The organism is Bacillus sp. JNUCC-21, from assembly GCF_041222765.1.
Taxonomy (GTDB): domain Bacteria; phylum Bacillota; class Bacilli; order Bacillales; family Bacillaceae; genus Bacillus; species Bacillus velezensis.
This window is the reverse complement of the sequence record NZ_CP166019.1, coordinates 2,931,164-2,944,373: the sequence shown is the minus strand read 5'-3', so window position 1 is coordinate 2,944,373 and position 13,210 is coordinate 2,931,164. Positions and strand designations below refer to the sequence as shown.

At 48.1% G+C, this 13,210-nt stretch carries 12 protein-coding genes; 11 read left to right on the top strand and 1 reads right to left on the bottom strand.

The features are described from left to right. Nucleotides 1–5: 5 nt before the first annotated feature. The 4 genes from JNUCC21_RS14840 (at nt 6) to JNUCC21_RS14825 (ending at nt 5,156) form a co-directional block, all read left to right on the top strand. Nucleotides 6–539, top strand: coding sequence for a CvpA family protein (locus JNUCC21_RS14840; protein WP_025285079.1), 534 nt, complete (start codon nt 6–8; stop codon nt 537–539). A 105-nt stretch (nt 540–644) separates the two neighbouring features. Next, complete coding sequence (gene polX / locus JNUCC21_RS14835) at nt 645–2,357, top strand: DNA polymerase/3'-5' exonuclease PolX (RefSeq protein WP_072589829.1); 1,713 nt, start codon at nt 645–647, stop codon at nt 2,355–2,357. A 20-nt stretch (nt 2,358–2,377) separates the two neighbouring features. Further along, nucleotides 2,378–4,735 (top strand): endonuclease MutS2, encoded by a 2,358-nt coding sequence (locus JNUCC21_RS14830; RefSeq protein WP_072589437.1) that lies wholly within the window; start codon nt 2,378–2,380, stop codon nt 4,733–4,735. 16 nt (nt 4,736–4,751) lie between these two features. Continuing rightward, nucleotides 4,752–5,156: a DUF350 domain-containing protein gene (locus JNUCC21_RS14825; RefSeq protein WP_003152541.1), complete on the top strand. Its 405-nt coding sequence runs from the start codon at nt 4,752–4,754 to the stop codon at nt 5,154–5,156. Between the two features lie 138 nt (nt 5,157–5,294). On the opposite strand, the gene JNUCC21_RS14820 is transcribed toward JNUCC21_RS14825, so the two are convergent. Continuing rightward, the gene (locus tag JNUCC21_RS14820) at nt 5,295–5,969 is read right to left on the bottom strand and encodes a DUF2711 family protein (RefSeq protein ID WP_072589436.1); all 675 of its coding nucleotides are present in this window, start codon (nt 5,967–5,969) and stop codon (nt 5,295–5,297) included. Between the two features lie 105 nt (nt 5,970–6,074). Between JNUCC21_RS14820 and JNUCC21_RS14815 the strand changes: the two genes are divergently transcribed. The 7 genes from JNUCC21_RS14815 to trxA all read left to right on the top strand — a co-directional run bounded on the left by JNUCC21_RS14815 (nt 6,075) and on the right by trxA (nt 13,196). Next, nucleotides 6,075–7,763, top strand: coding sequence for an AMP-binding protein (locus JNUCC21_RS14815; protein WP_369878280.1), 1,689 nt, complete (start codon nt 6,075–6,077; stop codon nt 7,761–7,763). Between the two features lie 88 nt (nt 7,764–7,851). Beyond that, complete coding sequence (locus JNUCC21_RS14810) at nt 7,852–8,436, top strand: TetR/AcrR family transcriptional regulator (RefSeq protein ID WP_007408119.1); 585 nt, start codon at nt 7,852–7,854, stop codon at nt 8,434–8,436. Nucleotides 8,437–8,449: 13 nt separating this feature from the next. Beyond that, nucleotides 8,450–9,229 carry an enoyl-CoA hydratase gene (locus tag JNUCC21_RS14805; RefSeq protein WP_369878279.1) on the top strand — a complete coding sequence of 260 codons (780 nt, stop codon included), beginning with the start codon at nt 8,450–8,452 and terminating at the stop codon, nt 9,227–9,229. Between the two features lie 13 nt (nt 9,230–9,242). Continuing rightward, nucleotides 9,243–10,016 carry an electron transfer flavoprotein subunit beta/FixA family protein gene (locus JNUCC21_RS14800; protein WP_032866571.1) on the top strand — a complete coding sequence of 258 codons (774 nt, stop codon included), beginning with the start codon at nt 9,243–9,245 and terminating at the stop codon, nt 10,014–10,016. A 31-nt stretch (nt 10,017–10,047) separates the two neighbouring features. Next, a complete protein-coding gene (locus JNUCC21_RS14795; RefSeq protein ID WP_020956166.1) occupies nt 10,048–11,025 on the top strand; it encodes an electron transfer flavoprotein subunit alpha/FixB family protein in 978 nt (325 codons plus the stop codon). A 213-nt stretch (nt 11,026–11,238) separates the two neighbouring features. Then, complete coding sequence (locus tag JNUCC21_RS14790) at nt 11,239–12,729, top strand: alpha-N-arabinofuranosidase (protein ID WP_020954259.1); 1,491 nt, start codon at nt 11,239–11,241, stop codon at nt 12,727–12,729. Nucleotides 12,730–12,881: 152 nt separating this feature from the next. Further along, nucleotides 12,882–13,196, top strand: a complete 315-nt coding sequence (trxA, locus tag JNUCC21_RS14785) for a thioredoxin (RefSeq protein WP_003152560.1) — start codon at nt 12,882–12,884, stop codon at nt 13,194–13,196. The last annotated feature ends 14 nt before the right edge of the window (nt 13,197–13,210 follow it).

Sequence of the window (13,210 nt, the reverse complement as noted above, 5' to 3'; positions counted from 1 at the left end):
ACCATATGATAGATATCATCATCTTAGTTTTGCTCTTAATGGGCACATTGCTTGGATTAAAAAGAGGATTTATCCTCCAATTTATATATTTAACGAGTTTCATCCTCTCGATTGCGTTTGCGGCGCTTTTTTACAAAAATCTGGCCCCGCATCTGAGCTTTATACCCGCGCCTGATTTTTCCGGCGGGCAGGCGGCTCTGTCTTTTATTAAAGGAAACGTAGAGACGGCTTATTACAACGCGATCGCGTTTGTCATTTTGTTTATCATCGCAAAGATTCTGCTTCGGATTATCGGAGCGGCGCTTAATATCATCGCCAGCATTCCGGTTATTAAACAGATCAACAAACTGCTGGGCGGGGTGCTTGGGTTTCTGGAAGTCTATTTATTTGCGTTTATCCTGTTATACGTCGCATCCGTACTGCCGGTAAGCGCGCTTCAGGGTATGCTCGCACAATCGACGCTTGCAAATATCATCACACATCATACGCCGTATCTGTCAGGGCTCCTGCAAGAACTGTGGGCCCAGTACGGGGCATAAAAAACTTCTCTTGACCGGAGAAGTTTTTTTCAAGCTCTGCGTCAGTTGTGCCGGAGGAGAAAAATTTGTATGATGAAAAGCAGGAAACGACTGGGGGTTAACAGTATGCATAAAAAAGATATCATCAGGCTGCTTGAAACGATTGCGGTCTATATGGAACTGAAAGGGGACAACCCGTTTAAAATATCAGCCTTCCGAAAAGCGGCAGCGGCGCTTGAGCAGGATGACCGCAGCCTGTCGGAAATCGACGACATGATGTCTTTATCCGGAATCGGAAAAGGCACCTACGGCGTCATTCGTGAATATATGCAGGAAGGTGTGTCCGGCACGCTTCTCCAATTGCAGAAAGAAGTTCCGGAAGGCTTGGTTCCTCTTTTGAAGCTTCCGGGCCTCGGCGGCAAAAAAATCGCCAAGCTGTATCAGGAACTGGGCGTTCATGACGCGGAATCGCTGAAAGAAGCGTGCGAGCAGCAAAAAGTACAGGGGCTCGCCGGTTTCGGCAAAAAAACGGAGGAGAAAATCCTTCAGGCTCTCGGAGAAGCCGGAAAACAGCCGGAACGGTTTCCGATCGGCTATGCGCTCGGCATTGCTTCAGTAATTGAAGAACATTTAGCCCGGCTGACGGATATTCAGAAATATTCCCGGGCCGGCAGTCTCAGAAGAGCGCGGGAAACCGTAAAAGATCTGGATTACATTATCGCTACAGATCATCCGGAGGCTGTCAGAGAACAGCTTCTTTCCCTCCCGAACGTAAAAGACGTGATAGCGAGCGGGGACACAAAAGTATCAGTCATCCTGACCTTTGAATATGAGACGAGTGTGGATTTCCGGCTTGTGACAGAGGAACAGTTTGCCACCACACTGCATCATTTTACCGGTTCTAAAGATCACAACATTAAAATGCGCCAGCTGGCGAAAGAGCGCGGTGAACGGATCAGTGAATACGGAGTAGAAACCATAGAAACAGGAGACGTCAAAACATTCCCGAGCGAAGAAGCGTTTTACGCCCACTTCGGTCTGCCGTTTATTCCTCCTGAGCTCAGAGAAAGCGGGCAGGAGGTCGACACGTACCGGGAAGAAACGGATCTTGTGGAGCATAAAGCGATAAAAGGCGATCTCCACATGCACTCAGCCTGGAGTGACGGCGCTTTTTCCATCAGAGAAATGGCAGAAGCGTGTATGGCAAAAGGCTATCAGTACATGGCGATCACCGACCATTCCCAATATTTAAAGGTAGCCAACGGGTTAACGGCCGAACGGCTCAAAAAACAGGCGGAAGAAATTGACGCGTTAAATGCTGAATTTGAAAATTTTCATATTTTTAAAGGCGTAGAAATGGATATTCTCCCCGACGGTTCGCTCGATTATGATGACAGTGTTCTGTCTGAAATGGATCTTGTCATCGCATCTATTCATTCAAGCTTCAGCCAGCCGGAACATGTCATTATGAAACGGCTTGAACAGGCGCTGACGAATAAGCACGTGGACATTATCGCCCACCCAACGGGACGCCTGATCGGCAGACGGGCCGGCTATGAAGTCGACATCGACATGCTGATTGAACTCGCCGCCAAAACAAATACGGCGCTTGAACTGAATGCAAACCCCGCGCGCCTCGATTTACGGACTGAGCACCTGATCAAAGCAAATGAAAAAGGTGTGACTCTGGTCATTAATACCGATGCCCATAATATCGAGATGCTCGATGATATGAAAACGGGCGTGACCGCTGCGCGCAAAGGCTGGACGGAAACAAAACATGTGTTAAACGCCCGGCCGCTACACGAGGTCAAAGCATTTCTGACGCGCAATGATTAAGTAAGGAGGATCACAAAACCGTGCAGCAAAAAGTGTTATCATCACTTGAATTTCATAAAGTAAAAGAACAGATTACCGCACATGCCGCCTCATCGCTCGGCCGGGAGAAGCTTCTGCAGCTGAAACCTTTGACGGATCTCTCAGACATCCAAAAACAGCTGGATGAAGTCGAAGAAGCATCCGCGGTCATGCGCTTGAGAGGCCATGCTCCGTTCGGCGGCCTGACCGACATAAGATCCGCTTTACGGCGGGCGGAAATCGGCAGTGTGCTGACGCCGGCGGAATTTACCGAATTGTCCGGGCTGCTGTATGCCGTTAAACAAATGAAGCACTTTATCAGCCAAATGACAGAAGACGGCGTCGACATTCCGCTGATACAGGCCCATGCAGAAGAACTGATTACATTGGGCGATTTGGAAAGGGAGATTAACTCCTGCATTGATGATCACGGCGAAGTGCTTGATCATGCATCCCCCGCTTTAAGGGGAATCCGCACACAGCTCAGGACACTTGAATCAAGAGTCAGAGACCGGCTTGAATCGATGCTGCGTTCATCTTCCGCTTCTAAAATGCTGTCTGACACCATCGTTACGATTCGGAATGACCGCTTTGTCATCCCGGTCAAACAGGAATACAGATCAAGCTACGGCGGAATTGTCCACGATACATCTTCATCCGGTGCGACACTGTTTATTGAACCGCAGGCGATCGTAGATATGAACAACTCGCTTCAGCAGGCGAAAGTAAAAGAAAAACAGGAAATCGAACGGATTCTCCGGATGCTGACGGAGCATACGGCTGAACACACACAAGAAATCGCTCAAAATGTGGAAGTGCTGCAGACACTGGATTTCATTTTCGCCAAAGCGCGATACGCAAAAGCAATGAAGGCGACAAAACCACTCATGAACGGAGACGGCTTTATCCGGCTGAAAAAAGCGCGCCATCCGCTGCTGCCCCAAGATCAAGTCGTGGCCAACGATATTGAACTGGGCGGAGATTATTCAACGATCGTTATCACGGGACCGAATACGGGCGGTAAAACCGTTACGTTAAAAACACTCGGGCTGCTGACGATAATGGCGCAGGCAGGATTGCACATACCGGCTGATGAGGGATCGGAAGCAGCAGTATTTGACAATGTGTTTGCCGATATCGGCGATGAACAGTCGATCGAACAAAGTCTGAGTACGTTCTCATCCCACATGGTCAATATCGTCAATATTTTAAAAGACGTGTCTGAAAACAGTCTTGTGCTGTTTGATGAACTCGGTGCCGGAACAGATCCGCAGGAAGGAGCGGCGCTTGCCATGAGCATCCTTGACGAAGTTCACCGGACAAACGCCAGAGTGCTTGCGACAACCCATTATCCGGAACTGAAAGCATACGGATATAACAGACAAGGCGTCATGAATGCCAGCGTTGAATTTGACATTGAAACGCTTTCGCCTACCTATAAGCTTCTGATCGGAGTGCCGGGCCGAAGCAACGCATTTGAAATCTCAAGACGCCTTGGGCTTCCGGAGCATATCATCGGCCAGGCGAAGTCAGAAATGACCGCCGAACATAACGAAGTCGATCTGATGATCGCATCGCTTGAAAAAAGCAAAAAAAGAGCGGATGAAGAGCTTTCTGAAACCGAATCAATCAGAAAAGAAGCAGAAAAACTGCACAAAGATCTTCAGCAGCAAATTATTGAGCTGAACGCCCAAAAAGATAAAATGATGGAAGAAGCCGAGCAGAAAGCTGCGGAAAAACTGGAAGCCGCCGCAAATGAAGCAGAACAGATTATCCGCGAGCTCAGGTCCATCAAGCAAGAACACAGATCCTTTAAGGAACACGAGCTGATTGACGCCAAAAAACGTCTCGGAGACGCGATGCCGGCTTTTGAAAAATCAAAGCAGCCGGAAAGAAAAACAGAGAAAAAACGCGAGCTGAAGCCGGGCGACGAAGTAAAGGTGCTCACATTCGGACAAAAAGGGGCGCTGCTTGAGAAAACCGGCGAGAAAGAATGGAACGTCCAAATCGGCATCCTCAAAATGAAGGTGAAGGAAAAAGATCTTGAGTTTCTCAAATCGGCTCCTGAACCGAAAAAAGAAAAAGCAATCACCGCCGTAAAAGGGAAGGATTATCACGTATCCCTTGAACTTGACCTCAGGGGAGAGCGTTACGAAAACGCCCTCAGCCGCGTCGAAAAATATTTAGATGACGCGGTGCTTGCCGGCTATCCGAGAGTGTCCATTATTCACGGAAAAGGCACGGGCGCCCTCCGAAAAGGGGTGCAGGATCTTCTGAAAAACCACCGCAGCGTGAAAAGCTCGCGGTTCGGGGAAGCGGGAGAAGGAGGATCAGGCGTAACGATTGTCGAACTAAAATAAAAAGGGAGTAAACGTCATGAATGCTTTTTGGGAAAATGAGCTTGTTGAAATCGCGGCTTATTACAGTGTAGCCGTCTTGTGTCTCGTCATTTTTCTGACCGTGTTTGAATTGGTGACATCCTATAAAAACTGGGTGGAAATCCAAAAAGGCAATCTTGCGGTGGCAATGGCGACCGGAGGGAAAATTCTCGGTATCGCAAATGTCTTTCAGCACAGCATCGCCCAGCATAATTCGCTTTTGCAAATGATCGGCTGGGGCGTATACGGATTTATTATGCTTTTAATCAGCTATTTTATCTTTGAATTTCTGACGCCCCGGTTTAAAATTGATAAAGAAATTGAAAAAGATAACAGAGCTGTCGGCTTTATTTCATTTGTCATCTCAGTCGGCCTGTCATTTGTGGTGGCCGCCGGGATTTAAGGGGACGGGGAAAAATGGAGAAGCTTGCGAAAGTGCTGCTGTCGGCAGCGGGAATTTTTCTGTTCATCGGACTTATTTATCTGGTCATGACATCTTAATACTGAAAAAAGGCTGCCGAACTTAAATCGGCGGCCTTTTTTATTGAGAATACCAGTTTATGCAGGCCGTATCAGAGCAAATGACGGCTTCCCAACTCATGGCGCGGATGACAGACGGCATGTCTTGATCTTCCATGAGAAAGAGTGTCGTAAAAGAATCATATATGCTCATAAAAGCGGCGCGCCGTTTTTCGTCGGCAATGATCATGTCAGCCCGCAGCAGTCCGCATACATCCGAAGCCGCCGTTTGATTGAGTGAAAATATGCCTTTCTCTTCGACCGGCTCATAATAAGTGCAGTGCTTTATGCCTTTTGAACGGAACACATCCAAAAGTCCCGGAATTAAAAATGGTGAAGTGACATCATCGCTCGGCAAGTACAGATCGGGATGAAGCCGATTAAACAGCCTGGCGGATTCAGGATGTGCATATTCCTCCCGCAGTGCCGTGACAGCAGTCATAAGCGCAAGCGCCGTCTCTTTTTCAGAGCGCAATCCGCAAACGGTCATGACGGTTTGCCAGGAAACGGGTCTGCCCATCGCGATGATCTCCTCATCACTCGGATAAATATGTTCATAAGGCCGTTTGCGCTTTTGCTCTTCCCACCCATCAGGCATCCGGACAAAGGGATGGAGCAAAAAGGCGGCCGACGTAAACGGCTTCGGCAGCTGGCCCAGGATAGGAACTCCCTCTTCAAAATGCAGCGTTTCCAGCAAGCTCAACACCTCCTGAAACTCGAAATTTCACATGAAACGCTTTCCAATTCCAATCACCCTTCTGCTATAATAATAGCGTATAGGAAAACAGAAGGGAGAGGTATTATGCAGTCTGAAAAGCCATGGCTTTCTCAATATCCCGAAGAGATTCCGCATGAGCTTGAATTTACTGATCAAACCCTGCCATCCAATCTGACAAACTCCGCAGCTCAATTCCCGAACCATACCGCCATTTATTTTCTCGGAAAAAAACTCACATTCCAGGACGTTCTCACAGATTCGTTAAAGCTAGCCGCTTTTTTACGCAAAACAGGCCTGAAAAAAGGTGACAGAGCCGCCATTATGCTGCCCAATTGTCCGCAGTCGGTCATCGCTTTTTATGGCGTATTGTTTGCCGGCGGCATTGTCGTTCAGACCAATCCTCTCTACACGGAACACGAGCTTGAGTATCAGCTGAAAGACAGTGCGCCGCGCGTGATCATCACCCTTGATATGCTGTTTCCGAAGGTGATAAAAATGAAAACGTTATCACTCGTCGAAGGCATTATTACAACAAGTATAAAAGACTTTTTGCCGTTTCCGAAAAATATGCTGTATACGCTCACGCAAAAACAGCAGGTTCATATTGATTATGACGGCTGCGAACAAATTCACAAATTAGCGGATATTTTAAAAAACGAAAGAGCGGAGGAAGCGGAGCCATTTGATATTGACCCTGCGCATGACATCGCCGTGCTTCAATACACGGGCGGAACAACCGGCTATCCGAAAGGCGTCATGCTCACACACCGGAACATTCAGGCCAATACAGAAATGTGCGCCGCCTGGATGTACAAAATGAAAAAGGGAGCCGAAAAGGTGCTCGGCATCGTGCCTTTTTTTCATGTGTACGGATTGACCGCCGTGCTCAATTTTTCCATTATGCAGGGATGTGAAATGATCCTTCTTCCCAAATTCAATCCTTTGGATACCCTGAAAACAATCGACAGGCTGAAGCCGACAGTTTTTCCCGGGGCGCCGACGATTTACATCGGGCTGTTGCATCACCCGGAGCTGAATAAATATGATCTGTCCTCCATTGAAAACTGTCCGAGCGGTTCAGCGCCGCTGCCGGTTGAGGTCAAACAGAAATTTGAAAAAGTGACCGGAGGAAAGCTTGTGGAAGGCTACGGATTATCCGAAGCATCACCGGTTACCCATTCAAACTTCATTTGGGGAAAAAATAAACCCGGCAGCATCGGCTGTCCCTGGCCCAATACCGATGCCGGAATCTATTCAGAAGAAAAAGGCGGGCTTGCGGGGCCGTATGAGCACGGCGAGCTGATCGTAAAAGGCCCTCAGATCATGAAAGGATACTGGAATAAGCAGGAGGAGACGGCGCGTGTCATCAGAGACGGCTGGCTGTTTACCGGAGATATGGGATATATGGATGAGGAAGGATTTTTCTACATCGCCGACAGGAAAAAAGACATCATCATTGCCGGCGGATACAACATTTACCCCCGGGAGGTGGAGGAGGCGCTTTATGAGCATGAAGCCGTTCAGGAAATCGTCGTAGCGGGCGTCCCTGATTCCTACAGAGGGGAAACGGTGAAAGCATTTATCGTTTTGAAAAAAGGCGCCGAGGCAGATGCCGATGAGCTTGATGCGTTTGCAAGAGAGCGGCTTGCGCCGTACAAAGTCCCGAAGCTTTACGAATTCAGAAAAGAGCTTCCGAAAACGGCCGTCGGAAAAATATTAAGAAGGCGTTTAGTCGAAGAGGAAGATGCTTCCCGTGAAAACAAGGTGCCTTAAAAGAAAAACTTGACAAAATCCGGATTCCTTTTTATCATGAAGTTATGAATGAATAGTCATTCATTTATCGAAGGAAGGAACGATGACATTGAACCAAAAACGGCCAAAGTATATGCAGATTATTGATGCAGCAGTAGAAGTCATAGCGGAAAACGGCTATCACCAATCACAGGTGTCCAAAATCGCCAAGCAGGCCGGCGTTGCGGACGGCACCATCTATTTATATTTCAAAAACAAAGAGGATATACTCATTTCTCTTTTTAAAGAAAAGATGGGCCAGTTCATTGAACGCATGGAAGAAGAAGTGAAAGAAAAAACGACGGCAAAAGAAAAACTCGCCCTCGTTATTAAGCAGCATTTCACACTGCTCGGCAATGACCGCCACCTCGCGATTGTGACCCAGCTTGAGCTCAGACAGTCAAATATCAAGCTGCGCCTGAAAATCAATGATATTTTAAAAGGTTATTTAAACATGCTGGACACCATTTTGACCGAAGGAATCAAGTCGGGGGAATGGAAAGACAATCTCGACGTCCGCCTCGCCCGGCAGATGATATTCGGGACGATAGATGAAACAGTGACAACATGGGTGATGAACGATCAGAAATATGATCTTCCGGATTTGTCAGACAAGGTATTGGAGCTGTTGGTGTCAGGAATTCATCAAAACTAAAGGGGGTTGACGGATGAACAGCCTTTCGATGGCGGTAGAACAATCTGTTGCGGTGATCACCATTAATCATCAGCCGGCCAACGCGCTGTCCGGTGCGGTTTTAGATGAGTTGTCCGGTCTGTTCGACAGGTGTGAAACAGATGACAGCGTCAGAAGCATCATCATTCGCGGTGAGGGGAAATTTTTCTCGGCGGGCGCCGATATAAAGGAATTTACGTCGCTTGAAAATCTTGAGCAATCTTCTGCCATGGCGGATAAAGGCCAGCAGCTGATGGAAAGAATTGAAGGGTTTCCGAAGCCCGTTATCGCAGCGATTCACGGCGCTGCGCTCGGCGGCGGTCTTGAGCTATCCATGGCCTGCCATATCAGAATCGCCACATTGGATGCAAAGCTCGGCCTGCCCGAGCTGAATCTCGGCATTATTCCGGGCTTTGCCGGGACGCAGCGGCTTCCCCGGTACGTCGGTACGGCGAAAGCGCTTGAAATGATCGGCACTTCAGAACCTGTGACCGGAGAAGAAGCGCTCAGCCTCGGCCTTGTCACGATAGGCGCCGAACATGAGGAAGAGCTGCTGAAAAAGGCGAAAACGCTCGCGGGCAAGTTTGCGGAAAAAAGCCCGCAGTCGATGGCTTATCTGCTTGAGCTCCTTTATTCAAACAAGATCTATTCTTATGACGGCGGCTTAAAGCTTGAAGCAAAGCGCTTTGGGGAAGCATTTGCATCAGATGACGCAAAAGAAGGCATTCAGGCATTTCTCGAAAAAAGAAAGCCTCAATTCGGTGGGCGAAGATAAAGGGGATAAAAATATGAATCTATTTGTACTGATGAAACGGACGTTTGACACAGAAGAGAAAATCGTCATTGAAGCAGGAAAGATTCAGGAGGACGGGGCCGAATTTATCATTAATCCGTATGATGAATACGCCATTGAAGAAGCCATTCAGCTGAAGGAAGAGCACGGCGGAAGCGTTACCGCCGTAACCGTCGGCGGAGAAGATGCGGAGAAAGAACTGAGAACCGCCCTTGCGATGGGCTGTGACCAGGCGGTGTTAATCAATATTGAAGATGATCTGAGCGATCCTGACCAATACTCCATTTCAACTATCTTATATCATTATTTCAAGGACCGGGAATATGATCTGATTCTCGGCGGAAATGTCGCGATTGACGGCGGTTCAGGCCAAGTGGCTCCAAGGCTTGCCGAACTGCTGAACATTCCTTGCGTCACAACGATCACAAAACTGACAATCAGCGGCGATGAAGCTGTGGCAGAGAAAGACAATGAAGGGGATACCGAAATCATTAAAACCTCACTTCCTTTAGTCATCACGGCACAGCAAGGCTTAAACGAGCCGCGCTATCCGTCGCTTCCGGGCATTATGAAGGCGAAGAAAAAACCGCTGGAAGAACTTGAGCTCGATGACCTCGACATTGATGAAGATGATGCCGCACCGAAGCTCAAAACGATCGAACGTTTTCTGCCGCCGCAAAAAGAAGCGGGCAGACTGATCGAAGGAGAAGCCGCTGAGCAGGCGAAAGAGCTTGTGTCACTGCTGAGAAAAGAAGCCAAAGTCGTATAAACCGATATTAAAGAAACTGGGGGATGTCAGAATGGGAAAAAAAGTGATCGTACTCGGAGAAATTCGTGACGGCGCCTTACGGAACGTCACCTTTGAAGCCATAGCCGCAGGCAAAACCATTTCCGGCGGAGGAAATGTCATCGGCGTGCTGATGGGAAAAGGCGCAGCTGATGCAGCACCAGAACTCATTCAGTACGGCGCCGACAAAGTATTTACGGCCGATTCGCCGGGGCTTTCTCAGTATACGGCGGACGGATATGCCGCGGTTCTCGGGGATTTGATCGAAAATGAAAAGCCTGATGCGGTCATTTTCGGCCACACTTCTATGGGAAAAGATTTGTCACCTAAGCTTGCGGCCCGGTTTGAAACGGGGCTGATTTCAGACAGCACGGATGTAAGCGTTACCGGAGACAACATCGTTTTTACAAGACCGATCTATTCCGGCAAAGCCTTTGAACAGGTAATTTCAACCGATCCGTTCATTATGGCGACAATTCGTCCGAATAATATTCAGGCATTAGAAAAAGACGCGAACCGGACGGGTGATATTGAAGAGCTTGCGCCGCCGCCGGCAGATTTGCGGACGGTCATTGAAGAAGTAGTCAAAAAAACGGCGGACGGCGTGGATTTATCAGAAGCGAAAATTATCGTAGCAGGCGGCCGCGGTGTAAAAAGCAAAGATGGATTTGAACCGTTAAAAGAACTTGCCGAGGTGCTCGGAGCAGCGGTGGGCGCTTCACGCGGCGCGTGTGACGCGGACTATTGCGATTATTCCCTTCAAATCGGCCAGACGGGAAAAGTCGTCACGCCGGATTTGTATATCGCCTGCGGCATTTCCGGAGCGATTCAGCACTTGGCGGGCATGTCAAACAGTAAGGTCATTGTTGCCATTAACAAAGACCCGGAAGCGGAAATATTTAAAATAGCGGACTACGGAATTGTCGGCGATTTGTTCGAAGTGGTTCCGCTTCTGACCCAAGAATTTAAAAATGCCAATATTCATTCATAATCATAAACCCTCTGGCTTATTTGTCAGAGGGTTTTAATTTGTGTTAATTGGTTCGTACAAATTAAAGGTTGATAAAATAAGAGATTGACATGTACGAACCAATATAATAAGCTTTTGTAAAGCGCTTACAAACTTATCCATTCAGCATACATCCCAGATACATAGATCGGCTTTAGTGCTTTCATTCTTATTAAGGGAAAGGAATGATCAAGTTTGTCTCACAATACGGCAGTTATTCAAACTGATATCACACGGGGAACCATTAATAAAAACATATACGGACATTTCGCGGAACACCTGGGAAGAGGCATATATGAGGGCATCTGGGTCGGAAAAGATTCCGATATTCCGAATACCGGCGGGGTCAGGACGGATGTCGCCGCCGCCCTCAAACAGCTTCAGATTCCCGTCCTCAGATGGCCGGGCGGCTGTTTTGCAGATGAATACCATTGGGCAAACGGCGTAGGGAAACGCAAAACCATGCTGAATACCCATTGGGGCGGGACGATTGATTCCAATGAATTCGGCACGCACGAGTTTATGATGCTTTGTGAACTGCTCGGCTGCGAACCGTACATCGCCGGAAACGTCGGCAGCGGAACGATTAAAGAAATGGCTGATTGGATTGAATACATGACGTTTGAAGCGGGCACGCCGATGTCCGACTGGAGAAAAGAAAACGGGCGGGAAAAACCGTGGAAGCTGACATATTTCGGAATAGGGAATGAGAACTGGGGCTGCGGCGGAAACATGCATCCTGAGTATTATGCCGACCTTTACAGAAACTTTCAAACCTATGTCCGCAATTACAGCGGTAATGAAATCTATAAAATTGCCGGCGGCGCGAATGTCGACGATTACCGCTGGACTGAAACTTTAATGAAAAAAGCCGCTGATCTCATGGACGGGCTGAGCCTGCATTATTACACAATACCGGGCGACTTCTGGAAGGGGAAAGGATCAGCGACGGAGTTTACGGAAGATGAATGGTTCATCACGATGAAAAAAGCGGCGCATATGGATGAATTGATCACAAGGCACAGCGCCATCATGGATCAGTACGATCCCGAAAAAAGAGTCGGGCTGATCATTGATGAATGGGGCACGTGGCTTGATCCTGAGCCGGGCACGAATCCGGGCTTTCTGTATCAGCAGAATACGATCCGCGACGCCCTTGTCGCAGCCACGCATTTTCACATTTTTCATCAGCACGCAGACCGCGTACAGATGGCCAATATCGCGCAAACCGTCAACGTGCTTCAGGCAATGATCCTGACAGAAGGGAAAGACATGCTGCTGACGCCGACGTATCATGTGTTTGATATGTTTAAGGTGCATCAGGACGCTTCTCTTTTGGCGACAGAAACAAAAGCAGCCGGGTACGAATGGAATGACGGCCGGCTCCCGCAAGTCAGCATTTCAGCGTCCAAACAGCAAAACGGAGACATACATATCAGCCTTTGCAATATCGATCATCTGCACAAAGCTGATGTGAAGATTGAACTGCGGGGCATGAAAAAGGCAGGGAAGCCTTCGGGAACGATTCTGCACGCGGAAAAAATGAATGCCCATAATACATTCAGCAGTCCGGAAAACGTCAAACCTAAGCCGTTTTCCGGGTTTTCTCAAAAGGGCGGAAAACTTGAGGCGGAGCTTCCTCCGATGGCGGTTGTACTAATCACGCTGCCTGCGAATCCATCTTAAGTTTTGAACGCCTGCCGCCCGGTTATAATACACTGTATAAATAAGATTATTTTCGGCGGGATCGGGAGAAAATAATATAAGCATTAAATTAGCATGAACGAATGGGAGATGCTATACTAAAAATCATCATTTGACAATTGGAGGAATAACAAATGGCTATCGTAAAAGCAACTGATCAATCGTTCTCAGCTGAAACAAGTGAAGGTGTCGTATTGGCTGATTTCTGGGCTCCTTGGTGCGGACCTTGTAAAATGATCGCGCCCGTTCTTGAAGAGCTTGATCAAGAAATGGGAGACAAACTGAAAATCGTCAAAATCGACGTGGATGAAAACCAAGAAACTGCCGGTAAATACGGCGTCATGAGCATCCCGACACTTCTCGTGCTAAAAGACGGAGAAGTCGTTGAAACATCTGTCGGTTTCAAACCGAAAGAAGCTCTTGAAGAGCTTGTAAACAAACATCTGTAAGCCGAAAGCTTCCG

Bases quoted from the DNA above. Each gene is read 5' to 3' on its own strand.
- JNUCC21_RS14805 (WP_369878279.1), top strand. From the start codon at position 8,450: ATGAACAGCCTTTCGATGGCGGTAGAACAATCTGTTGCGGTGATCACC.
- JNUCC21_RS14800 (WP_032866571.1), top strand. From the start codon at position 9,243: ATGAATCTATTTGTACTGATGAAACGGACGTTTGACACAGAAGAGAAA.
- JNUCC21_RS14815 (WP_369878280.1), top strand. From the start codon at position 6,075: ATGCAGTCTGAAAAGCCATGGCTTTCTCAATATCCCGAAGAGATTCCG.
- JNUCC21_RS14825 (WP_003152541.1), top strand. From the start codon at position 4,752: ATGAATGCTTTTTGGGAAAATGAGCTTGTTGAAATCGCGGCTTATTAC.
- trxA (WP_003152560.1), top strand. From the start codon at position 12,882: ATGGCTATCGTAAAAGCAACTGATCAATCGTTCTCAGCTGAAACAAGT.
- polX (WP_072589829.1), top strand. From the start codon at position 645: ATGCATAAAAAAGATATCATCAGGCTGCTTGAAACGATTGCGGTCTAT.
- JNUCC21_RS14840 (WP_025285079.1), top strand. From the start codon at position 6: ATGATAGATATCATCATCTTAGTTTTGCTCTTAATGGGCACATTGCTT.
- JNUCC21_RS14795 (WP_020956166.1), top strand. From the start codon at position 10,048: ATGGGAAAAAAAGTGATCGTACTCGGAGAAATTCGTGACGGCGCCTTA.